This window comes from Actinacidiphila acidipaludis, assembly GCF_019890725.1.
Taxonomy (GTDB): domain Bacteria; phylum Actinomycetota; class Actinomycetes; order Streptomycetales; family Streptomycetaceae; genus Actinacidiphila; species Actinacidiphila acidipaludis.
This window is the reverse complement of record NZ_JAINZZ010000021.1, coordinates 15,388-35,797: the sequence shown is the minus strand read 5'-3', so window position 1 is coordinate 35,797 and position 20,410 is coordinate 15,388. Positions and strand designations below refer to the sequence as shown.

The window sequence follows — 20,410 nt, the reverse complement described above, 5'->3', positions numbered from 1 at the left end:
CCGTGCCACCCAGGAGAGGACGTCAGCGCGATGCCCCTGCAGATCACGGCGACCGAAGCCGAGCACCCGTCCGCCCTGCTCGACCTGGCCTGGAACGTCCCGCTGGAGCAGTGGCCGGACGAGTCGCTGGTGGCGCTGCCCCGGGGCATCTCCCGGCACGTGGTGCGGTTCGCCCGCGCGGGCGACGAGGTGGTGGCCATCAAGGAGGTCAGCCAGTGGGCGGCGGAGCGCGAGTACGAGCTGCTGCGCGACCTCGACCGCCTCGCGATACCCGCCGTGGACGCGATCGCGGTGGTGACCGGGCGGGAGGCCCCGGACGGCACCCCGCTGGAGCCGGCGCTGATCACCCGGCACCTCGGCGGTTCGCTGCCGTACCGGGCGATGTTCGAGACGACGATGCGGCCGGGGACGGTGAACCGGCTCCTCGACGCGCTGGCCGTGCTGCTGGTGCGGCTGCACCTGGTGGGCTTCGCGTGGGGTGACTGCTCGCTGTCCAACACGCTGTTCCGCCGGGACGCCGGCGCGTACGCCGCCTACCTGGTGGACGCCGAGACCGGGCAGCTGCAGCACGACCACGGACTCAGCCCCGGGCAGCGGGAGTACGACATCGAGCTGGCCCGGGTGAACATCGCCGGCGAGCTGATGGACCTGGAGGCCGGCGGCTCGCTGCACCCGTCGGTGGACCCGATCACCTTCGGCGAGGCGATCGCCGCGCGGTACGGCGACCTGTGGCACGAGCTGACCCGGGAGTCGGTGTACCCGGCGAGCAAGCGGCACTACATCGACCGGCGCATACGGCGGCTGAACGACCTCGGCTTCGACGTCGCGGAGATGCGGATCCAGAAGTCGCCGGAGGGCGACACCGTGACGTTCCTGCCGAAGGTGGTGGACGCCGGACACCACCAGCGGCAACTGCTGCGGCTGACGGGCATGGACACCGAGGAGAACCAGGCGCGCAGCCTGCTCAACGACCTGGAGAGCTGGATGGCGACCCAGGACGACTACGCGCCGCCCGGCCGGCTCACCGCCGACGGCTTCCCCGGCGCCCGGCCCGAGGTGCTGGCCCACCGGTGGGTGCGCGAGGTGTTCCGCCCCGCCGTGCGGGCCGTGCCCGTCGAGCTCCGCCGCGGCATGGACCCCGCCCAGCTCTACCACGAGCTGCTGGAACACCGCTGGTACCTCTCCGAGCAGGCCCAGCACGACGTCGGCGTCGACGCCACCGTCACGTCCTACCTCGCCGACGTCCTCCCCCACGTGCCCGACCCGACGGCCCTGGTGGAGGAGGAATGACGGGCGCCCCGCGGCGCGCGGCGTCGGGCGTCGCGGACTTCCTGATCGGGTGGGCACTGGCCACGGCGCTGCTGGTGCTGGCGCCGTGGCTGTGGTCGCACGGCGGGTGGGCCGACCTGGGACATCGGGTCGCGCACCGGGGGGCGTTCCTCGCGTTCGTGATCGCGGGTTCGATGACGGGGCGCGGTGTGCGGGCCCGGCTGCTCCGGCGCAGGCGGGCGCGCGCGGGTACCGCGATGCCACCGGGAAGCGCCGGGGTCTGAGACGCCCGGTGCCGGGCGGCGGCCGCACTCCGCACAAAAGCCAAAGGAAGCGTTGACATCTCCGGATGCCAAAGTATTCTTTGGGACATGGAGATCAGCGACCCCAAGGCGATCAGGGCTCTGGCGCATCCGCTGCGGCTGGACCTGATGGAGCTGCTGACGGCGATCGGGCCGGCCACGGCGGCGCACTGCGGACGCGTGCTGGACGTCCCGCAGGCCAACTGCTCCTTCCATCTGCGGCAGTTGGCCAAGTACGGGTTCGTCGAGGACGCCGGGCCGGGGCAGGACCGGCGCGAGCGGAAGTGGCGGGTGCCGGCCGACCGGCCGAGCCTGCGGGTGGACAGCGGCGGTGGTGCGGCCGTGGTCGGGCGGGAGCTGGAACGGCTCGTGGTCGAGCGGGAGTTGCAGGCGGTCCTGGACTACGGCGCGCGGCGCGGCCAGGAGAGCGCCGCGTGGCGCGGCAAGGCCGGGGTCGTCTCCGCGATCGCGCTCGTCTCACCCGAGGAGGCGGCCGAGATCGAGGCCCGGTGGCTGGCCCTCCTGGAGCCGTACATCGCCAGGAGCGAGGCGGCCGGTGCACAGCACGACGCCGGACACCGCCATGTCCGGTACTTCATGGCGGCGACGCCGCTTTCCTCACACGAGACGTCGGGGGATGACGATGATGCGGCAGACGGCAACTGAGGGCGGCCACGGGCCGGTGGACTTCGTGAGCGACGCGCCCCGGCCCGGTTCGCCGGACGTGGTCTGGCGGCACGGCGTGGGCTCCGCCCGGCGGCGCAGGAACGGCGGCGAGCCGCCGATCCAGGTCCACCACTACGACGAGCACACCGTGATCCTGCGGCAGAGCAAGTCGCTCAGCTACGAAGCACCGTTCCTCTACCTGCTGTTCGGCAACGAGCGGGCGTTGCTGCTGGACACCGGCGCCACCGCCGAGCCCGAGCGGTTCCCGTTGCGCGCGACGGTCGACGGCCTCGTCGAGGAGTGGCTGCGGGCGCATCCGCGCGAGGGGTACGAGCTGGTGGTCGCCCACTCCCACGGGCACGGGGACCACGTCGCCGCGGACCCGCAGTTCGAGGGGCGGGCGGGCACCACGGTGGTGCCGCGGGAGGCCGCCGCGGTACGGGAGTTCTTCGGCCTGGGCGCCGAACGGCCCGACGACGCGCTCCCGTTCGACCTCGGCGGCCGGGTGCTGGAGGTTCTGTGGACACCGGGCCACCACGAGGCGGCCGTCACCCTCTACGACCCGTGGACGGGTGTGCTGCTGACCGGTGACACGGTGCTGCCGGGGCGGCTCTTCGCTTTCGACGCGGAGGCCTTCCTTGCGTCCATGGACAGGTTGGTGGATTTTGCGGCGGCCCGGCCCGTCAGCCATGTGCTGGGGTGCCATGTCGAGATGACCCGCCGCCCGGGGCGGGACTACCCGATCGGGGCGGACTACCAGCCGCGGGAGCGGGGGCTTTCGCTGGGGGCGGGGCATCTCACCGCGGTGCGGGACGCCGTGGCTGCGGCTGCCGGTTCGCCCGGTGTGCACCGGCACCCCGACTTCGTCCTCTACCTGCAGCCCGGTGAGCGGGAGTTCGGGCGTCTTCTGCGGCGGGGCCGCACCCACAAGGCTCTGCGCAAGCTTCTGGGCCGCTGAACCCGCACCCCCTATCTCTGCGTCGGGCCTGCCGCTGGGCTCGGGGGTTCGGGGCATGCCCTGCCCCTTGCGGTACGTTCCCGGCTCTCCGCCGGTGGGTGGTTGCTCGCGCAGTTCCTCGCGCCCCTGGTATCGCTTGCCGTTCGTCCACGTGTCGGGGGCAGTCCGGAAGCGTCTCCTCGGACTGTGCATGACGGGTGCTTCCTTTCAGCTGGTCGGGCGGATGCACATTCCTGCGGGGAGCGCTTCCTCCCCACCCCCCGGCAGCAACGAGTGCCGCAGGGGGTGTTACCGGGGTACCCCGGTCCTGCCCAGGCGGCCCCATGGACGACCAGGGGGTGGGGAGGAAGCGCTCCCCGCAAGGACTTGTGCACACGCCCGACCAGCCCCTTCGGGAGAACGGTCACGCACAAGTCCGAGGAGACGCTTCCGGACTGCCCCCAACGTGCGGACAAACGGCACGTGATCAGGGGCGCGGGGAACTGCGCGACAAGCCACGACGGCGCAGCGGTCGGCAACGCACCGCAAGGGGCAGGACAAGCCCCGAAAGGGGCGCGGGGAACGGCGCGACAAGCCCACCACCGCGCGGAGGACGGGAACGGCGCCCCGGGGGCACCCCGGAAGCCGTACCCCACTACCGGGCCGGAGGCCCATGCGCACCCGGGCGCGACCTAGGCCGGGGAGGCCGGCACGGAGTCCAGTGCGGGCGCCAGCAGGGCAAAAGCCTGATTCGTGAGCGCGACCGGGTCCGCCACGCCCCCACCCGCACTCCACCTCCTCAGCACCGCGTCAAACGCGTTCACCGCCATCCCCGCGGCGAGCAGCGGATACAGCTCGGCGGCCGGGTCGAGCCCGAGGCGCCGCCCCAGCTCCGCCGCGAGCTCGTCTCGCCACTGCGCCTGCCGCTCCACGAAACGCGCGCGCAACGCCGGAGTCCCCAGGATCAACTGGACGACCCGCAGCACACGTTCGGCGTGATCCGGAGAGCCGGCAGACCCCGCGGACCCCCCTTCCGCGCACACCTCCATCGCCGACCGGACGGCGTGCCCCAGCGCCAGCGACGGCAGCTCGCCCGCAGGGCGCCCCGCCAGCTCCGCCCGGATGCCGCCGCCGAGGTCCGCCAGGAACTGGACGACCACGTCCTCCTTGGAGGCGAAATAGCGGAAGAACGTCCGCTTCGACACACCCGCGGTGACCGCGATCTCGTCGACGGTGACCGCCTCGAACCCCTTCAGCGCCAGCAACTGCAGAGCCGCTTCGCTCAGTTCGTTCGCCACGAGCCGGCGTTTGCGCTGGGCCATGGTGACGTCGGGAACGGATTTCACCTGGTCATAGTACCGCGATGCCAAGCATGTCACTCGGTGACACCTTGACACCGGGTGACAGCAGCGGCATCGTGAGACGTATGACGAAGCGCATGCGCTGGACCACCGAGGACATCCCGGACCTGTCCGGGCGGGTGTTCGTCGTCACGGGGGCGAACAGCGGGCTCGGTCTGGAGACCACCCGCGCACTGGCACGCAGCGGCGGCCGGGTGGTCATGGCGGTGCGCGACGAGGCGAAGGGGCGTCGGGCGGCCGCGGCGATCACCGCCGGGCAGCCCGACGCCGACCTGGAGGTACGCCGCCTCGACCTGGCGGATCTGGACGCGGTCCGGATGTTCGCCGACCGGCTGACCGCGGACCGCGGAAGGCCCGACGTCCTCGTCAACAACGCGGGGGTGATGGCCCCGCCGCGTTCGCTCAGCCCGCAGGGCCACGAGCTGCAGTTCGCCGGCAACCACCTCGGCCACTTCGCGCTCACCGGTCTGCTGCTCGGCCGTCTCACCGACGGCTCCGACCCTCGCGTGGTCACCGTGACCTCGGCCAACCACCGTTTCGGCCGCCTCCACTTCGACGACCTGGACGGCGAACGCGGCTACGCGCCCATGCGGTTCTACAACCAGTCCAAGTTCGCCAACGCCGTCTTCGGCCGCGAACTCCACCGGCGGCTGGCCGCGGCGGGCAGCCCGGTGCGCAGCGTCCTCGCACACCCGGGCTACGCGGCCACCCATCTGCAGACCAGCGGGCCGGTCGGCCTGACGAAGGTCCTGTTCGGCCGGCTCCTCGCGCCGCTGGCCCAGTCGCCGGCGCAGGGCGCCCTCCCGCAGCTCTACGCGGCCACCGCGCCGGACGCCGAGGGCGGCGCGCTCATCGGTCCGGACGGCCCCGGCGAGTTGCGTGGCGGCCCGCGCACGGTCCAGTTGTCCAGGGCGGCGGCCGACCCCGAGACCGGCCGCCGCCTGTGGGACCTCTCCGAGGAACTGACCGGCGTGCACTACGGGTTGGCGCCCGCCTCCTCCTGACCCCGCGCGGTCCGCACCCGTTCAGCCGCGGCTCACGCGGTGAACCCCCCGTCGACGGCGAGGGCGGCGCCGGTGACGTACCGCCCGTCGGGGCCCGCCAGATGCGCCACCGTCCCCGCGATCTCCGCACCGTCGGCGTACCGGCCGAGCGCGGTGAACCCCGCGACGGCCGCGGCGCTCGGGCCGTCCGCCGGGTTGGCGTCCGTGTCGGTCGGGCCGGGGTGCACGAGGTTGACGGTGATGCCGCGCGGGCCGAGCTCGCGGGCCAGGCCCCTGGTCATTCCGGTGAGCGCCGTCTTGCTCATCGCGTACAGGGCGAGCCCCGGGAACACCGCGCGCTCGCCGACGTTGCTGCCGATGCTGATGATCCGCCCGCCCCGGCCACCGCCGTCCATGTGGCGGACCGCCGCCTGGGAGGCGACGAACGCGGCGCGCACGTTCACCGCGAGCGTGCGGTCGACCTCGGCGAGGCCGAACTCCTCGAACGGGCCGGTCAGGAAGAGCGCCGCGTTGTTGACCAGGATGTCGAGCGCGCCGAACGTCCCGGCGGTCTCGTCCACCGCCGCGGTCAGCGCCGCCGGCTCCGCGCTGTCGGCCCGGACAGCCAGGGCGCGCCGCCCGGTCGCCTTGACCCGCTCGACCACCTCGGCGGCCCGCTCCTCGTCCGCCCGGTACGTCAGGGCGACGTCCGCGCCCTCCTCCGCCAGCCGCACCGCGATGGCCGCGCCGATCCCCCGGCTTCCCCCGGTGACCAGGGCCACGTGTCCTTCAAGTCGCTTCATGCCGTCGAGCATCGCGCTCCCGCGCCCCCGGACTCTGGCGGTATCGCGCCGTCGCGTTCCCGGGGGACTCGGAACCTCGCTCAGGGCCGCGGCGAGCGACGCCGTGGGGTCGCCGTCCACGCGGCGAGCGGACGGCACCCGGAAGGACCGGGACAGGCGGCCGCTCAGGTCAGGTCAGGTCAGGCAGGTCCCGTCCTGGGGGCGCGTTGCCGCAGGGAGACGACGGCGTCGCGGAGGGCCGGCGCGTCCGGGTGGCCGGGTGCCAGGTCGCGCAACCGATCGGCCAGCACCTCGGCCAACGCTTCCGCGACCCCTCGCGTGTCCCCTGCCTCCGCTCGCCAGTGAGCCAGGTGCCCCAGGGTGGAGACGGTGTCGGGGTGGTCCGGGCCCAGCACGCGCAGCCGGTCGGCCAGCAACGCGGCGAACGCCGCCGCCGCGCCCCCCGCGTCCCCCGCCTGCCCGCGGTGGCCGGCCAGGGTGCTGCGGGTGGTGAGGGTGTCGGGGTGGTCGGGACCGAGCACCCGCGTCTGGTCGGCCAGCACCTCGGCGAAGGCCTCGTCCGCGCCCGCCTCGTCGCCCGCCTTCTCCCGCCAGCCGGCGAGGTTGCCGCGGGTGATGAGGGTGTCGCGGTGGTCCGGGCCCAGCACGCGCAGCCGGTCGGCCAGCAACGCGGCGAACGCCGCCGCCGCGCCCGCCGCGTCCCCCGCCTGCCCGCGCCAGAAGGCCAGGTTGTGGCGGGCGTTCAGCGTGAACGGGTGGTCGGGTCCCCGCAACCGCACTACGTCCCGCAGCAGTTCGGTGGAGGCCGCCACCGCGCCGGCCACGTCTCCCGCCTCACCGCGCCAGAAGGCGAGGTTGCTCCTGGCGGCCGACACCTCCGGATGGCCGGGGCCGAGGACGCGCGCCATGTCGTCCAGCAGCTCCCCGTACGCTGCCACGGCTCCGGCCACGTCCCCGGTCTCCCCGCGCCACTGGGCGCAGTGTCCGCGAGCCAGCAGGGTGTCCGGGTGGTCGGCGCCGAACCGCCGCTCGGCCAGCGTGGTGAGCTGACGGAAGTACCGAAGGGCCGCGGCGACCTGCCCGGACTCGCCCACGCTCCTGCCCAGGCGGTACAGCACGGGGTGGAGCCGCCCCCGGTACAGGCTGCCCGCGCGCCCCCCGCTCGCGTCGCGTTCCCAGTGCTGCCCGCTCCCGTCGCGCCCTCCGCTACCCCGATGCGCGTCGCGCTCCCGGCACTCGTCCGCGCAGGAGATCAGCGCGGCGGCACAGGCCCGCAGTGCGTCGGCGAGGCCGGTGTCGCGTTCGACCTCCGGCCAGACCTCCACCAGCGCGTACGCGACCGCCGTCACGGCCCGCTCGAAGCGCTCGGACGGCAGCCGGTCCCGGGTCGCACGCTGGACGATCTGGTGCACGCGGACCATCCGGCCCTCCGCAGCGACGCCACCGGGTCCCGCCGCCCCCTCGTCGGCGGCGCCGGGCGCGGTGACAAGGCTCAGCCGGTGCAGCGCCCGCAACGCCGCGGCGGCGTCGTCGGCCGGGACCGCCACGGGTGCCCGGGCCGTACCGTGCTCCTCCGCGCCGGCGTGTGGGGACGTGCGGTGTCCGGCCAGGAAAAGGCCGGCGAACGTGCTGGTCAGGACGGAGGCGGGGATACCGTTGGGGGCCAGGAAGGCGGTCAGCTCCAGCATCGGGCGGGCCAGTCCGCAGGGCCGCAGGCGGTCGGCGTAGTCCACCGACAGCTCCCAGGAAGCGGCCATGGTGTGCATCTGGTCGTCGGGCAGGACGTCCGGGCTGACGTCCGCCAGTGTGCGGGCCCGCCGGGCGAGGAGTTCGCGGTAGGCGGCCACCCGGATGCCGGCGTCCACGAGGTACGCCGCGGCCTGCGACAGGGCCAGCGGAAGGTGCCCCAAGTCCATGGCCAGGGAGCCGAGTTCGGCCGCGGGTTCGGCGCGGCCGCGGGTCGCCAGCACCGAGGTCAGGTAGGTGACCGCCTCGTCGGGCGTGAACACCCCCACCTCGACGATCCGCCGGCCGCCCCCGGCCAGGGCGGCGTCCCGGCGGCGGGTGGTCGCCACCGTCCGTCCGTGCGGGACGGCCGGGGGCCACAGGCCGGCCAGGTCCTTGGGGTCGGCGATGTCGTCGAGGACGACCAGCCAGCGCCGCCGGCCGGTCCGCAGCCACGCCAGGAACGTCTCGCACGCCCGCTGCGGAGATGCCGGATCCGCGCCGCAGACGTCGGCTCCGGCCCGGGCGAACGCCGTCTCGACGGCGTCACGGCTGGTCGCGGTGACCCACACCAGCAGGTCCACGGCGCCGGTGTCCCACACCTCCTCGGCGTAGTCCGCGGCCAGTTGGGTCTTGCCGACCCCGCCCATCCCGCTGAGCACCTGGGCGAGCACGGCCGTCCCGCCGTCGGTCGTGCCGGCGCGCAGCCGCGACCGTTCCCCGCGGTCCTGGAACGCCTCCGCCCGCTGCGGGATCACCCCGACCTGATGCGGCCAGGAGATCGCCGGCCGCGGGGCGCCACCCTGGTAGTTGATCTGGACGTTGTGGTGCCCGCCGGACTGGACCGCGGCCGGACCGTGGAAGGTGTCGCCGGGCACGTCGTCAGGATCCGAAGTGGTTGGTCTGCGTGTTGTGGTGCCCGCCCGACTGGAACGCGGCCGGACCGTGGAAGACGTTCCCCGTCACCACGGAGTCGGCGCCGCCGCCCGCAGCCGACTCCGCCGCCCGCAACGCGGCGACGGCCTCGCCGAGCCGGCCGGCCAGGCCGGGGTCGGACTCCATCGCTTCCTCCAGGGCGCCCGCCAGGCGCCGCCGGGTCCGCTCCGAGACCTCCCCGTCGGCGTGGTCGTCGCCCTCGGCCTGCCGACGCGCCAGGGCCAGCGCCGCGTCGTCGCCGAGCGCCCGTGCCACCAGGCCGTGCACCCGCTCCAGCCCCGCGTCGACGGCACGGTCGACCTCCGTGTCCAACGCCCCGCCCGCACGCCGCGCCTTCCGCACGAGGTACGCGCACAGGTACCCGACCGCCACCTCGGCACCGAACACCGCGACCCCCTGCGACTCGTGGCTCTCCCGTGTCCGCACGGTAACCCCGCGGAACTCCGTGCCGGAAGCCGCCGACGCGATCGGGCGGGGGGGGTGGCCCGCGTGCCGCCGGGGGCTGGGCGGCACGCGGGGGTACGTTGCCCGGAGGCGCGTGAGGAGACGGCATGGGCGAGACGGTGCTGGTGCGGTACATCGTGGACGACGTCGACGCGGCGCTGGCCTTCTACACCGCGCACCTCGGCTTCGACGAGGTCATGCACCCGGCGCCCGCCTTCGCGATGCTCGCGCGCGGTCCCCTGCGGCTCGCGCTCTCGGCCCCCGGCGGACCCGGTGGCGGCGGGCAGACGATGCCCGACGGACGCGTGCCCGAGCCGGGCGGCTGGAACCGGATCTCCCTCCAGGTCGACGACCTCGACGCCGAGGTCCTGCGGCTGCGCGCCGCCGGCACCCACTTCCGCAACGACGTCGTCGAGGGCGTGGGCGGCCGGCAGATCCTGGTCGAGGACCCGGCGGGCAACCTCGTCGAGCTCTTCGAGCCCCGGCGCTGACCGTCCGGGCACGCGGGCACCCGACGACCAACGCACGGCCGCACGGCCGGACCCGCGGGCACGTTCCGCCACGCCGCGTCATCCCTGCGGCGACCGTGACAGTTCGGCCCGCACCGTCTTGCCGACCTCCGGCCGGTCCACCACGGTCCAGCGCTCGGCCAGCGCCTCCACCAGCAGCAGGCCGCGGCCGGACTCCGCGAGCGGGCCGGGTTCCGTGGCCTCCCCCGGCACCGGCGGCCGCCGCTCGGTCCGCGTGTCCGTCACGTCGATCCGCAGCATGTCGGCCGTGAGCCCCATACGCAGCTCGAAGTCCCGGCCGGACACCCGCCCGTGGGTCACCGCGTTCGCGGCCAGCTCGGCCACGATCAGCCCGGCCGCCTCCGCGAGGCCGGTCTCGGGCGGATGACCCCACCGGTGCAACTGGTAGAGGGCGAGATGGCGGGCGAGCCGCGCCCCGAGCGGCGTGGAACTGAAACGCTGCGTGAACTCATGCTCGAACACCGGCAGTTGACGAGTGGATGGCGCTGTCATGGCGCCCACTGTGGCCTGCGCCGATACCCCGGGCCAGGGTCCCACCGCGTACGCTGCGCGAGCGTACGCGCACCAACGGTGGACGGTACGAGTCACCGTCTGTGAGCATGACCCCGATTGCCGGTGATCGGCGGGGCGCGCACACGCGGGAGGTGGCCGGAGTATGGCCGGGACAGCGGAGAACACGGAAGGGCCGGCGACGGGCACCGGCGGCGAGCCCGAATCGTCCGACAGTCTGCGGACGTTCGGCGCGTTCCTGCAAGCCCTCCGCGAGCACGCGGGCTACTCCCGCGAGGAGTTCGGGGCGCTCGTCCGCTTCTCGAAGCACACGGTCGCATCCGTCGAACAGGGCCGGCGCATCCCCGACGTGGACTTCGTCGAGCGGGCCGAGGGCGTCCTCGGCAACACCGGCGCCTTACGGAAGGCGGTGCGCCACATCGCCCGCCAACCGGGGCTGGCCAGTTGGTTCCGCACCTGGGCTCGCCTTGAAGCGACGGCGATCACGCTGGAGACGTACGAGTGCCGCGTGGTCCCGGGCCTGTTGCAGACCGAGGCGTACGCGCGAGCCGTGTCGCTCAGCGTGCCCCCGCTGCCGGATGCCGCCGAACTTGAGGCTCGCGTCGGAGCCCGCCTCGATCGGCAGGGGTTGCTGTCTATGGAACGCCAGCCACCCACGGCGTTCAGCTTCATCGTCGAACAGGCGGTGCTGGAACGTCACACGGGTGGCGTGGTCATCACGCGGGAACTCTTCGACCACCTCTTGGATGTGGAGCAGCGGCACTGGAACGTTGAGCTCCAGATCATGCCCCTTCGCCAGCCCAATCACCCCGGGTTGGACGGCCCGCTGCAACTGCTGGAGACGCCTGAGAACCGCTGGTTCGGATACTCCGAGGGTCAGGAGAACGGGCGGTTGATCACTGACCCGAAATCGATCAGCCTCCTCACCCAGCGGTATGCAAAACTGCGCTCACAGGCCCTCACCCCCGAGGACTCCAGGCGTCTGCTGGAGCGAATGCGAGGAGCGCTATGAGCACGTCCGAACTGTCCTGGTTCAAGAGCAGCTACAGCAGCGGCAGTCAGGGCGATTGCGTCGAGGTCGCAGCCTGCCCCGGCACCGTCCATGTGCGGGACTCCAAGGACAAGGAGGGCCCCCAACTGGCCTTCTCCCCCACCGCGTGGGCCCACTTCGTCGCGTTCGCGCGGGCCGCGGAGGTCTAGGAGCCCGGCTGCGTCGAGCGGCGCCGTCCTACGGCCCGGACAGCATTCCGGCGATCACGATGAGCACGGCCACGCTCACGACGACGATCCCGATGCGCTGCGGAGCGCTGAGCCTGTTCCACCAGGACGACATGTCCGTACCCCTACCCGCCTGCGCGCGGCACCGAGCGCCGTCTCATTCCGGACGGTACAGGGAGCCGGGGAACAGCGGAGCAAAAGCGGTCCACCTCAGAGCTCGGCCAGCGCGGGCAGCAGTGCCGAGGCCGCGGCGACGTCCGCGGTGAGGGGGCGGTCCTCGCCGCCCTCGGGGAGCCCCGCATCGAGCGCGGCCAGCACGGGGGCGGTCGGGACCGCCGCCGGCACTCCGCGCTGCTGCTGGCGCAACGCCCTTACGGCGGCGACCAGTTCGCAGGCCAGCACCAGCCGATAGGCGTCGACCGCGCGCTCGGCCTGGCGTGCGCCCTGGGAGGCGAAGCTCGCGGCCTCCTCCAGGCCGCGGGACAGCACGGCGTGTCCGGCGGAGGCGGGGGCCGCGCAGGCGCGGAGTTCGGCGAGGGCCGCGTTCGCGCTGTACTCCAGGATCATGACGCCGGAGCTGGCGGCCGGTCCCTCGGCGAGGAAGGACCGCAGGCCGGTGAGCTCGGGGTCGGCGTAGGAGGAGAGCCGGGCCGCGGAGAGCTGGCCGGTCTGCAGCAGGGCCAGGCAGAGGCGGTCGAGGGACAGGCCGAGCGGCGTCGCGAAGAACCCTCCGTGGTGGTAGGCGGCCGGGCCGCCGTCGGGTCCGCCGTTCTCGGTGATCAGCGGGTTCTCGGACGGTGAGTTGAGCTCCACGCCGAGGATGCCGCGCAGTTCGCCGGCCGCTTCCAGGGCCGGGCCGTGGACCTGCGGGAAGACCCGGAAGCCGTAGGGGTCCTGGATGCGCAGGCCGGTCGAGCGCGGCCGGTCGGGCACGCCGAGCAGGCGCCGCACCTCGGACGCGGCGTGGACCGCGCCGGGGTAGGGGCGCAGGGCGTGCACTGGGGCGGCGTAGGCCTCCAGGGAGCCGGAGACGGCGGCGAGCGACAGGGCGGCGACGGCGTGCCCGGCGCGGAGCAGGACGTCGACGTCGTGGCAGACCAGCGCGGCCTGGCCGAGCGTGAGAGCACTGCTGCTCATCAGCGCGAGGGCGTCGCCCAGTTCGAGGGTGACCGGCGCGGGCACGGTGGTCGGCAGGGAACGCGCCGCGTCGGTCTCGCCGGGCGCCAGGTCCCCGCTGAGCCAGGGGCGTTCGCCGATCAGGGTGAGGCCGGTCTGGGCGAGGGCCGTGAGGTCGCCGGTGCCGACGGCTCCGTACTCGTTGACGGCCGGGTGCACGCCGAGCCGCAGCGCCTCCACCATGGCCTGGACGACGGCGGGTTGGAGACCGGAGCCGCCCGCGAGCACCTGGTTGGCGCGGATGGCGAGCATCGCCCGGGTCTGGCGGGCGGGCAGCAGGACGCCGATGCCGCCGGCGTGGCTGCGCAGCAGGCGCAGGTCCTGGCCGGCCTGCTCCTCGGCGGCGACGAACACCATGCGGTTGGCCCCGACCCCGGTGTGCCGCCCGTACAGCCGGCCGGATGTGGCGAGGTCGCGGGCGGTGCGCCAGCAGCGTTCGGCGCGGGCCAGCGCCTGGGGCGGGACGGCCGGTTCGGCCTCGCGGCCGGCGAGCGCGGCGACCGCGGCGGGGTCGAGGCTCGATCCGTCGAGCACCACGAAGGCACCCTCCCCGGGGGAGGGTGCCTTGGTGGGCGGTGACACAGGGTCCATGGCGGCCAGGGTGTCAGCCGAGACCGGCCGAGGACAGCCAGGCCTTGGCGACGGCCAGCGGGTCCTTCTTGTCGTTCTGCACCTGGGCGTTCATGTCGAGCAGCGCCTGGGTGGTCAGCTTGGCCGAGACGGCGTTGAGGGCGTCCACGCCGTTCTGCGGCAGACCGGTCTTGGAGACCAGCGGGACGACGTTCTCGAAACCGAAGAGGTTCTTCGGGTCCTTGAGCGTGACCATCTTCGCCTGGGCGATGGTGACGTCGGTGCTGAAGATGTCCGCGGCCTGGACGTTGTCGTTCTTCAGCGCCGCCTCGGTGAGCGGGCCGCCGACGTCCAGCGCCTTGTAGGACTTGGGCGTCAGACCGTACTCGGACTTGAGGCCGACCAGGCCCTGCTGTCGCTTCTGGAACTCCGGGGAGCCGCCGAAGGTGATCTGGCCGCCGTACTTGGCCAGGTCGGCGATCGTGGAGTCCGCGGTGAGGTGGTACTTCGCGGCGGTGGACGCGTTGACCGTCACGGAATCCTTGTCCTCGGCCGGCGCCGGGTTGAGCAGCGTCAGCTTGGGGTCGAGCTTCGCGGTGATCGCGCTGGCCGTCGCGTCCGCGGTGGTGGGCGCGGCCTTGGGGTCGAGGTAGGCCAGCAGCGCGCCGTTGTACTCGGGGAGCACGGTCACCGAGCCGTTCTTGAGCATGCCGTACGTGGTCTCTCGGGTGCCGATGTTGGGCTTGTACGAGACCTTGATCCCCTTGGCCTTGAGGGCCTCGCCGTAGATGTCGCCGATGAGGATCGACTCGGGGAAGTTGTTGGAGCCGACGACGACCGTGCCGGCCTTGGCCTTGGGCGCGGCCAGGGGGTCCTTGGAGCCGGAGGAGGAGGAACAGCTCGCCAGCAGGGGGGCTGCGGTGACGGCGGCGACGACGACCGCGGCCAGTCTGACGTTCCTCGGGCTGGACCAGGTGTTCTTCCGTTGAGAGTTCACGACTACCGCTTCCGGACGAAATGGGCTTCGGACATGGAGCGTTTGTTCGATCAGGACCCGCGGTTACCCCGAAATCCAGCCATGGGGCACCGGGGCAGTCAAGCGAATAAGGTCACCGGACGGCATCGGTACGGACTCAACAGCCGCGCCGTACGCCCGGCGACACCACGAGCCGCCCGATCGCCCAGAAAAGCCCGATCGTCGCGAGCGCGAGCCCGGCGACGAGGACCGCTCCGCCGACCACGTCCGCGTAGGTGTGCGAGGCGAGTCCGTCGATGATGTAGCGGCCGAAGCCGCCGAGGCTGATGTACGCGGCGATGGTGGCCGTCGACACGACCTGGATCGCCGCCGAGCGCAGGCCGCCGAGAATCAGCGGCAGCGCGACCGGGACCTCGACCTGGAACAGGACGCTCAGCGAGGTCATCCCCATGCCCCGGGCGGCGTCGACCGGCGCCGGGTCGACGCTGCGGATCGCCTCGTGCGTGGTGACGAGGATGGGCGCCACGGCCAGCGCCACCAGCGGGATCATCGCGGGGGTGGTGCCCAGTTCGCCCAGCCAGACCGTCATCAGCACGAGCAGGCCGAAGCTGGGGAGCGCGCGGGCGCCGGTGGCGAACGCGGACAGCGCGTAGCCGCCGCGGCCGGTGTGCCCGCTGAACAGGCCGATCGGCAGCCCGATGGCGGCGGCGATGGCGAGCGCGATCGCGCTGTACTGGAGGTGCTCCAGCAGGCGGTGCGGAATGCCGTTCTGGCCGTGCCAGTTGGCGCCGTCCGAGAAGAAGGTGTTCAGGAAGTGCAGGATGTTCATCGGGCTGCGTCCTCCAGAACCGGCGCGTCGGCTTCCTGGCCGGGCCGCAACTCCGCCTCGGTGGCGGGCTCGACGGCCGCCGCGGTACGGGCCCGCCGCGCCGCCCGCCTGCCGTGCGGCTGCCACGGCGTGAGCAGCACCTGCAGCCCCACGAGCAGGCCGTCGACGACGATGGCCAGCAGCGCGGTGGTGACGACGGACGTGACGATCAGCGGATTGCGGTGGTAGATCTGGCCGTCGTGCAGCAGGTTGCCGAGCGCGCCCTCGTTGCCGATGATCGCGCCGACGCTGACGAGGCTGATGCTGGACACCGCGGCCAGCCGCAGGCCGGCCATGATCGCCGGCACGGCGATGGGCAGTTCCACCTGTACGAACCGCCGCAGCGAGCCGAATCCCATGGCGGTGGCGGCGGCCACGGTGTCGGGTGACACCGCGCGGGTGCCCTCGACGATGGCGGGCACGAGCAGCACGAGGCTGTAGACGGTCAGCGGTATCTCGACGGTCGTCGTCGAGTCCCCGGTGTAGTCCAGCAGCACCACGAAGAAGGCGAGCGACGGGATCGCGTACAGGACGGTGGTGACCCACAGCACCGGCGGGTACAGCCAGCCGAAGCGGGCGCAGACCAGGGCGATCGGCAGCGCGATCAGCAGCCCGAAAAGCACGGGCAGCAGGGCCTCCTGGAGGTGCAGGGCGATCAGGCCCAGGTAGGAGTGCTGGAGGTCGCTGGGGATGTCGAAGTAGGCGCTCATCGGGTGGCCCTCACCGGGTGACCGGCGTCCCCGTCGGGGGTGTCGGGGCCGGGGGCGTCGGGGCCGGGGGCCGCCGGGGTGTCGGCGGGGGTCTCGGTAGCGGCGGTGTCGGCGGGGGCCTCGGCGTCGGCGGCGTCCGCGGGGTTGACCGGGTCCTCGGCGGCGGCGGGGTTCGCCGGGTCCGCGGCTTCCGCGGGGTTGACCGGGTCCTCGGCGGCGGCGGGGTTCGCCGGGTCCGCGGCGGCCGAACCCGGCTCGGCGGGCTTGGTCTTGCGGGCGGCGTGGGCCTCGCGGATCGCGGTGGCGATGGTCTCCTGCGAGGTGACGCCGGCGACGCGGCCGGTGCCGTCCACCGCGACCGCCCAGCCGGTCGGCGAGAGCACCGCGCAGTCCAGCGCGTCCCGCAGCGACTCCCGGCCCAGCACGAACGGCCGCCCGTGCGGCAGCAGGTCGGCGTAGTCCGGCTGTTCGCCCTGCTCGGCCCGCGCCCAGCCCAGCGGTTTGCCGTCGGCGTCGGTGACCAGCAGGAACGGCAGTTCGGGGAGCACGTGGCCGGCGGCGTCCGCGCCGGTCGTGACGACGGGCTCCGTCGTCACGTCGAGGCCGGCGGACGTGAAGAAGGACAGGCGGCGGATACCGCGGTCGGTGCCGAGGAAGTCCTCGACGAACGCGTCCGCCGGCGCGGACAGCAGCTCGTCCGGCGGCGCGAACTGGGCGAGGTGCCCGCCCGTGCGCATGACCGCGATCATGTTGCCGAGCTTGATGGCCTCGTCGATGTCGTGGGTGACGAAGACGATGGTCTTGCCGAGTTCGGCCTGGATCCGCAGCAGTTCGGCCTGCAGGCCCTTGCGGACGATCGGGTCGACCGCGGAGAACGGCTCGTCCATCAGCAGTACGGGCGGGTCGGCGGCCAGGGCGCGGGCCACGCCGACGCGCTGCTGCTGGCCGCCGGAGAGCTGGTACGGGTAGCGCTTGGCCAGTCCCGCGTCCAGACCGACCCGCTCCATCAGCTCCATCGCGCGCTTGCGGGCGCGCCCGCGGTCCCAGCCCAGCATGCGCGGCACGGTCGCGATGTTGTCCACGATCGTGCGGTGCTGGAACAGGCCGGCGTTCTGGATGACGTAGCCCATGGAACGGCGCAGGGCGTTCACCGGCTGCTGGTGGATGTCCTGGCCGTCGAGGAGGATGCGGCCGCCGGTCGGCTCGATCATGCGGTTGATCATCCGCAGGGTGGTCGTCTTGCCACAGCCCGAAGGGCCGACGAGGACAGTGATGGACCCGTCGGGGATGTCCAGGGTGAGGTCGTCGACCGCGACGGTGCCGTCGGCATACCGCTTGGTGACTGACTCGATGCGTATCAACGTGGGGCCCCTTCGGGGGGTGGACAGGTCGTTCCGCGCGAGCTTAGCCCGCGGGGACGACAAGGCATGGGCATCCGGATTCCCCGCCACGCGCCCTTCACACCTCGGCAACACCCGGGGTGACCCTTGTCACCCCGGGTGCCTTCCGCCCGCCCGAAACCCCGCCGGGAGGGGTCGCCCTCTGCCCGGAGAGATGGAGCCCCCGACCGGGGAGGGCGTACCGGATGGCGGACGGGGAGAGCCGCGGAACGCGAAAGGTGCAGCATGGGGGCGACGACCCGGAGGGGACGAGTTCGAGGAGCGGGATGACGCACGCCACGGGAACAGGCACGGGCACGGGCACAGGCACGGGCACGGGCACGGGCACGGAGGCGGAGACGGCGGAGGGCAGAGCGCCCGGCGCGACCGCCCTGGTGATCCAGAACACGCCGAACGGCGGCCCCGGCCGCTGGGAGACCTGGCTGCGGGAGGGCGGCCTCGCCCTGGACGTGGTCGCGGCGTACGACGGCGCCCCCGTCCCCGATTCGCTGACGGACCATCAGGCGCTGGTCGTGCTGGGCGGCGGCTACCTGCCGGACGACGACGCCCGCGCCCCCTGGCTGGCGGCCACCCGCGCGCTGGTGCGGGAGGCGGTGGACCGCGGCGTGCCCGTGTTCGGCATCTGCCTGGGCGGCCAGATGCTGGCGCACGTCGCCGGCGGCTCCGTCGCGGGGAACCACGGCCGCCCCGAGTTCGGCAGCACCGCGCTGCGCCTGCGCACCCCCGCCGCCGAGGACCCCCTCTTCCAGGGCCTGCCCGAAGCCCCCACCGCGATCGAGAACCACGTGGACGCGATCACCGCGCTGCCGCCCGGCGCGCACTGGCTGGTGGAGTCCGAGAACTGCCCCTTCCAGGCTTTCCGGCTCGGCGACGCGCCCGCGTGGGGCGTCCAGTTCCACCCCGAGACCACCGCGGACCGCATCCGCCACTGGGACCCGGCCCGCGTCGAACCGCACGGCTTCGACCGGGACGAACTCCACCGCGCCGCCATGGCCGACGAACCCGCCGCCGCCGCGGTCTGGCACACCGTCGCCGTCCGTTTCGCCGCCCAGGCGACCGGGCGGGCGGCCGCCCGCGCCGCCGCGTAGGGGGTGGCCGGCGAGGGCTCGCGGCCGAGGCGTGAACCCGAACGGCCCCTGCGGACAAGGAGAGGTGGGCACGCCGTCCGGGCGTCCTCCCCTCAGCGCAGGAACGGAGCTTCGTGATCGCCTCCATCCGCCCCTCGCCGGCCGACCCGCCCGCCCCGCACGCGGCGCCCGAGACCCTCGACGACGCCCAGCTCATCGGCCGCTCGCTGGACGAGCCCGAGGTGTTCGCCGAGCTCTACCACCGGCACGCGGGCGAACTGCTGCGCTACGTCGCCCGGCGGCTGGGCCCCGCCCTGGCCGACGACGTGGTCGGTGAGACCTTCCTCATCGCGTTCCGCCGGCGCACACGGTACGACCGCACACGCACCAAGGCGCTGCCGTGGCTGTACGGCATCGCCGCCAACGTCATGAGCCAGCACCGCCGGAGCGAACTGCGCGCCTACCGCGCCCTCGCCAGGACGGGCGTCGACCCCGTCGCCCAGTCCACCGGCTCCGACGCGGACTCCGTCGACGGCAAGGTCACCGCGCAGGCCTCCGCCCCCGCCATCGCGGCGGCGCTGCGTTCGCTGTCCGAGGGCGACCGCCATGTGCTGCTGCTGTTCGCCTGGGCGGACCTGTCCTACGAGGAAGTGGCCGAGGCCCTGGGCATACCGCTGGGAACCGTGCGGTCCCGGCTCAACCGCGCCCGGCGCAAGATGCGCGCCGCGCTCCCCGACCTCGACCCGATCCCCACTCCGGAGACGTCCCGCCATGGATGAGCTGACGAAGCTGCGCGAGTTCCGCGCCGACACCTCGCCGCCCGACGACGAACACCTCACCGCGGGCGCCGGCCGTCTCGTCACGCAGATCCGCGGTGACGGCCGCGCCGGCCGCCGGCTCGCGGGCGGCCGCCTGCTGCGGATGACGGTGGCCACGGGTGCGCGCAGGGCCGTCCTGGCCGGGCTGACGGCGGCCGCCGTCACCGCGGGCGTCGTGGTGGCGGTGCCGGGCGGCGACTCGGCCGGGCGCCCGCACGCCCTCACCGTCGCCGAGATCCTCGACGCCGCGGCCACGAACGCGGCCGCCGCGCCCGGCAAGGAACCGGGCGCGCACCAGTGGCTGTACACGCGGGACTACGGGTGCTGGGCGAGCTGTCGCACGACCGAGGACTGGTTCCGCTACGACGGCAACCAGGACGCGTTCCTGGACCCCGAGGCAAAGGGGGTCCATGTGCTGATCAACGACTTCGGAGCGCTGAACGAACCCGGCGCGAACCGGTACGTCGAGGGTCCCGGCGCCCGGCCTCAGGAGACCCGGCGGAGGATGGCCGAACTGCCCATGGAGCCGCATGCCTTGCTGAAGGCGCTTCGTGACGACCCCTACTTCGCGGACGTCCGCACGAAGTTCGGTTCGCTTCCCGCGTCGTCACCCATGGCGGCGTTCGACCGGGTCGTCGCGCTGCTGTCACTGACTGTCCCGGCCCCTCCGAAGCTCACCGCGGCGCTCTACCGCTCGCTCGCCTACATCCCGGGGGTCCACCTACTCGCCAAGCCCATGAAGGACATCGCGGGACGGCCCGGGCTCGCTGTCGAGGCTGTCTCCGTTCAGGGCAAGCCCACCACCACCGCGCACTCGTACCTGATCCTCGATCCGAAGACGTACGCCTACCGAGGTAAGCGTCTGGAAGTACGGGAAAGCGACACCCGCATTCCGAAGCAGAACCGATCATGGTCCGTCTCGTCGGCGCAACTGGCCTACGTCGTCGTCGACCACCCGGGTCAGCGCCCCGGGGGGCCCGTGCCGCCGCCGTCGTCGATCACCGTGCGGGACTTCGCGCACGACGGCTAGGCCGCCACCAGCCGGAGGCCCATCCGGGACGGTGCCTCGGCCAGCCCCGGACCACCGGGCCCGGCTCAGGGGGCCGGGCCCGGTTCAGGGGGCCGGGCCCGGTTCAGCACG

The 20,410-nt window shown here is 73.4% G+C and carries 20 protein-coding genes and 1 pseudogene; 11 read left to right on the top strand and 10 right to left on the bottom strand.

The genetic code is table 11. The annotated features are described in order from the left end of the window. Positions 1 to 30 precede the first annotated feature (30 nt). From K7862_RS18240 to K7862_RS18225, 4 genes are all read left to right on the top strand, one after another. Positions 31 to 1,290 carry a DUF4032 domain-containing protein gene (locus K7862_RS18240; RefSeq protein ID WP_222963708.1) on the top strand — a complete coding sequence of 420 codons (1,260 nt, stop codon included), beginning with the start codon at positions 31 to 33 and terminating at the stop codon, positions 1,288 to 1,290. Beyond that, on the top strand, positions 1,287 to 1,553 hold the full coding sequence (locus tag K7862_RS18235) for a hypothetical protein (protein WP_222963706.1): 267 nt from the start codon (positions 1,287 to 1,289) through the stop codon (positions 1,551 to 1,553). The genes K7862_RS18240 and K7862_RS18235 overlap by 4 nt, the downstream gene beginning before the upstream one ends. An 87-nt stretch (positions 1,554 to 1,640) precedes the next feature. Further along, on the top strand, positions 1,641 to 2,237 hold the full coding sequence (locus K7862_RS18230) for an ArsR/SmtB family transcription factor (RefSeq protein ID WP_222963704.1): 597 nt from the start codon (positions 1,641 to 1,643) through the stop codon (positions 2,235 to 2,237). A 25-nt stretch (positions 2,238 to 2,262) separates the two neighbouring features. After that, positions 2,263 to 3,195 carry an MBL fold metallo-hydrolase gene (locus K7862_RS18225; protein ID WP_308012050.1) on the top strand — a complete coding sequence of 311 codons (933 nt, stop codon included), beginning with the start codon at positions 2,263 to 2,265 and terminating at the stop codon, positions 3,193 to 3,195. Between the two features lie 671 nt (positions 3,196 to 3,866). On the opposite strand, the gene K7862_RS18220 is transcribed toward K7862_RS18225, so the two are convergent. Next, the gene (locus K7862_RS18220) at positions 3,867 to 4,496 is read right to left on the bottom strand and encodes a TetR family transcriptional regulator (RefSeq protein WP_222963823.1); all 630 of its coding nucleotides are present in this window, start codon (positions 4,494 to 4,496) and stop codon (positions 3,867 to 3,869) included. A gap of 104 nt (positions 4,497 to 4,600) precedes the next feature. Here K7862_RS18220 and K7862_RS18215 point away from each other — a divergent pair, with 104 nt between their 5' ends. Further along, the gene (locus K7862_RS18215; RefSeq protein WP_222963702.1) at positions 4,601 to 5,539 is read left to right on the top strand and encodes an oxidoreductase; all 939 of its coding nucleotides are present in this window, start codon (positions 4,601 to 4,603) and stop codon (positions 5,537 to 5,539) included. A 32-nt stretch (positions 5,540 to 5,571) separates the two neighbouring features. Here K7862_RS18215 and K7862_RS18210 read toward each other — a convergent pair whose 3' ends face one another. From K7862_RS18210 to K7862_RS18200, 3 genes are all read right to left on the bottom strand, one after another. Next, complete coding sequence (locus K7862_RS18210) at positions 5,572 to 6,321, bottom strand: SDR family oxidoreductase (protein WP_222963701.1); 750 nt, start codon at positions 6,319 to 6,321, stop codon at positions 5,572 to 5,574. 179 nt (positions 6,322 to 6,500) lie between these two features. Beyond that, positions 6,501 to 8,924 carry a tetratricopeptide repeat protein gene (locus K7862_RS18205; RefSeq protein WP_222963699.1) on the bottom strand — a complete coding sequence of 808 codons (2,424 nt, stop codon included), beginning with the start codon at positions 8,922 to 8,924 and terminating at the stop codon, positions 6,501 to 6,503. 4 nt (positions 8,925 to 8,928) lie between these two features. Beyond that, positions 8,929 to 9,408 (bottom strand): hypothetical protein, encoded by a 480-nt coding sequence (locus K7862_RS18200; protein WP_222963697.1) that lies wholly within the window; start codon positions 9,406 to 9,408, stop codon positions 8,929 to 8,931. A gap of 125 nt (positions 9,409 to 9,533) precedes the next feature. Between K7862_RS18200 and K7862_RS18195 the strand changes: the two genes are divergently transcribed. Then, complete coding sequence (locus K7862_RS18195; protein ID WP_222963695.1) at positions 9,534 to 9,917, top strand: VOC family protein; 384 nt, start codon at positions 9,534 to 9,536, stop codon at positions 9,915 to 9,917. Between the two features lie 78 nt (positions 9,918 to 9,995). Here K7862_RS18195 and K7862_RS18190 read toward each other — a convergent pair whose 3' ends face one another. Next, a complete protein-coding gene (locus tag K7862_RS18190) occupies positions 9,996 to 10,448 on the bottom strand; it encodes an ATP-binding protein (protein ID WP_222963693.1) in 453 nt (150 codons plus the stop codon). 163 nt (positions 10,449 to 10,611) lie between these two features. On the opposite strand from K7862_RS18190, the gene K7862_RS18185 reads away from it, so the two are divergent. Together K7862_RS18185 and K7862_RS18180 are read left to right on the top strand one after the other, a co-directional pair. Then, positions 10,612 to 11,478: a helix-turn-helix domain-containing protein gene (locus K7862_RS18185; RefSeq protein ID WP_222963692.1), complete on the top strand. Its 867-nt coding sequence runs from the start codon at positions 10,612 to 10,614 to the stop codon at positions 11,476 to 11,478. Continuing rightward, positions 11,475 to 11,666: a DUF397 domain-containing protein gene (locus K7862_RS18180; protein ID WP_222963690.1), complete on the top strand. Its 192-nt coding sequence runs from the start codon at positions 11,475 to 11,477 to the stop codon at positions 11,664 to 11,666. The genes K7862_RS18185 and K7862_RS18180 overlap by 4 nt, the downstream gene beginning before the upstream one ends. Before the next feature lie 228 nt (positions 11,667 to 11,894). Here K7862_RS18180 and K7862_RS18175 read toward each other — a convergent pair whose 3' ends face one another. From K7862_RS18175 to K7862_RS18155, 5 genes and pseudogenes are all read right to left on the bottom strand, one after another. Next, a complete protein-coding gene (locus tag K7862_RS18175; protein WP_222963688.1) occupies positions 11,895 to 13,451 on the bottom strand; it encodes an aromatic amino acid ammonia-lyase in 1,557 nt (518 codons plus the stop codon). Positions 13,452 to 13,464: 13 nt separating this feature from the next. Then, positions 13,465 to 14,427 carry an ABC transporter substrate-binding protein gene (locus K7862_RS18170; RefSeq protein ID WP_222963686.1) on the bottom strand — a complete coding sequence of 321 codons (963 nt, stop codon included), beginning with the start codon at positions 14,425 to 14,427 and terminating at the stop codon, positions 13,465 to 13,467. Positions 14,428 to 14,563: 136 nt separating this feature from the next. After that, positions 14,564 to 15,235 (bottom strand): ABC transporter permease, encoded by a 672-nt coding sequence (locus tag K7862_RS18165; RefSeq protein ID WP_222963685.1) that lies wholly within the window; start codon positions 15,233 to 15,235, stop codon positions 14,564 to 14,566. Next, positions 15,232 to 15,984, bottom strand: coding sequence for an ABC transporter permease (locus tag K7862_RS18160; RefSeq protein WP_222963684.1), 753 nt, complete (start codon positions 15,982 to 15,984; stop codon positions 15,232 to 15,234). The genes K7862_RS18165 and K7862_RS18160 overlap by 4 nt, the downstream gene beginning before the upstream one ends. Before the next feature lie 248 nt (positions 15,985 to 16,232). Continuing rightward, positions 16,233 to 17,345: pseudogene (locus tag K7862_RS18155) on the bottom strand (ABC transporter ATP-binding protein); the annotation flags it as partial. A 305-nt stretch (positions 17,346 to 17,650) separates the two neighbouring features. On the opposite strand from K7862_RS18155, the gene K7862_RS18150 reads away from it, so the two are divergent. The 3 genes from K7862_RS18150 to K7862_RS18140 all read left to right on the top strand — a co-directional run bounded on the left by K7862_RS18150 (position 17,651) and on the right by K7862_RS18140 (position 20,299). Next, entirely contained in the window at positions 17,651 to 18,472 is an 822-nt protein-coding gene (locus K7862_RS18150) for a type 1 glutamine amidotransferase (RefSeq protein ID WP_222963682.1), read from the top strand. A 113-nt stretch (positions 18,473 to 18,585) separates the two neighbouring features. After that, positions 18,586 to 19,230, top strand: a complete 645-nt coding sequence (locus K7862_RS18145; protein ID WP_372461585.1) for an RNA polymerase sigma factor — start codon at positions 18,586 to 18,588, stop codon at positions 19,228 to 19,230. Further along, the gene (locus tag K7862_RS18140; protein ID WP_222963681.1) at positions 19,223 to 20,299 is read left to right on the top strand and encodes a CU044_5270 family protein; all 1,077 of its coding nucleotides are present in this window, start codon (positions 19,223 to 19,225) and stop codon (positions 20,297 to 20,299) included. Before K7862_RS18145 ends, K7862_RS18140 begins: the two co-directional genes overlap by 8 nt. Positions 20,300 to 20,410: the final 111 nt, after the last annotated feature.

Coding starts and splice junctions, on each gene's coding strand:
- K7862_RS18240 (WP_222963708.1), top strand. CDS start 31: ATGCCCCTGCAGATCACGGCGACCGAAGCCGAGCACCCGTCCGCCCTG.
- K7862_RS18190 (WP_222963693.1), bottom strand. CDS start 10,448: ATGACAGCGCCATCCACTCGTCAACTGCCGGTGTTCGAGCATGAGTTC.
- K7862_RS18140 (WP_222963681.1), top strand. CDS start 19,223: ATGGATGAGCTGACGAAGCTGCGCGAGTTCCGCGCCGACACCTCGCCG.
- K7862_RS18185 (WP_222963692.1), top strand. CDS start 10,612: ATGGCCGGGACAGCGGAGAACACGGAAGGGCCGGCGACGGGCACCGGC.
- K7862_RS18235 (WP_222963706.1), top strand. CDS start 1,287: ATGACGGGCGCCCCGCGGCGCGCGGCGTCGGGCGTCGCGGACTTCCTG.
- K7862_RS18220 (WP_222963823.1), bottom strand. CDS start 4,496: ATGGCCCAGCGCAAACGCCGGCTCGTGGCGAACGAACTGAGCGAAGCG.
- K7862_RS18160 (WP_222963684.1), bottom strand. CDS start 15,984: ATGAGCGCCTACTTCGACATCCCCAGCGACCTCCAGCACTCCTACCTG.
- K7862_RS18150 (WP_222963682.1), top strand. CDS start 17,651: ATGACGCACGCCACGGGAACAGGCACGGGCACGGGCACAGGCACGGGC.
- K7862_RS18230 (WP_222963704.1), top strand. CDS start 1,641: ATGGAGATCAGCGACCCCAAGGCGATCAGGGCTCTGGCGCATCCGCTG.
- K7862_RS18175 (WP_222963688.1), bottom strand. CDS start 13,451: ATGGACCCTGTGTCACCGCCCACCAAGGCACCCTCCCCCGGGGAGGGT.
- K7862_RS18195 (WP_222963695.1), top strand. CDS start 9,534: ATGGGCGAGACGGTGCTGGTGCGGTACATCGTGGACGACGTCGACGCG.
- K7862_RS18210 (WP_222963701.1), bottom strand. CDS start 6,321: ATGAAGCGACTTGAAGGACACGTGGCCCTGGTCACCGGGGGAAGCCGG.
- K7862_RS18215 (WP_222963702.1), top strand. CDS start 4,601: ATGACGAAGCGCATGCGCTGGACCACCGAGGACATCCCGGACCTGTCC.
- K7862_RS18180 (WP_222963690.1), top strand. CDS start 11,475: ATGAGCACGTCCGAACTGTCCTGGTTCAAGAGCAGCTACAGCAGCGGC.
- K7862_RS18165 (WP_222963685.1), bottom strand. CDS start 15,235: ATGAACATCCTGCACTTCCTGAACACCTTCTTCTCGGACGGCGCCAAC.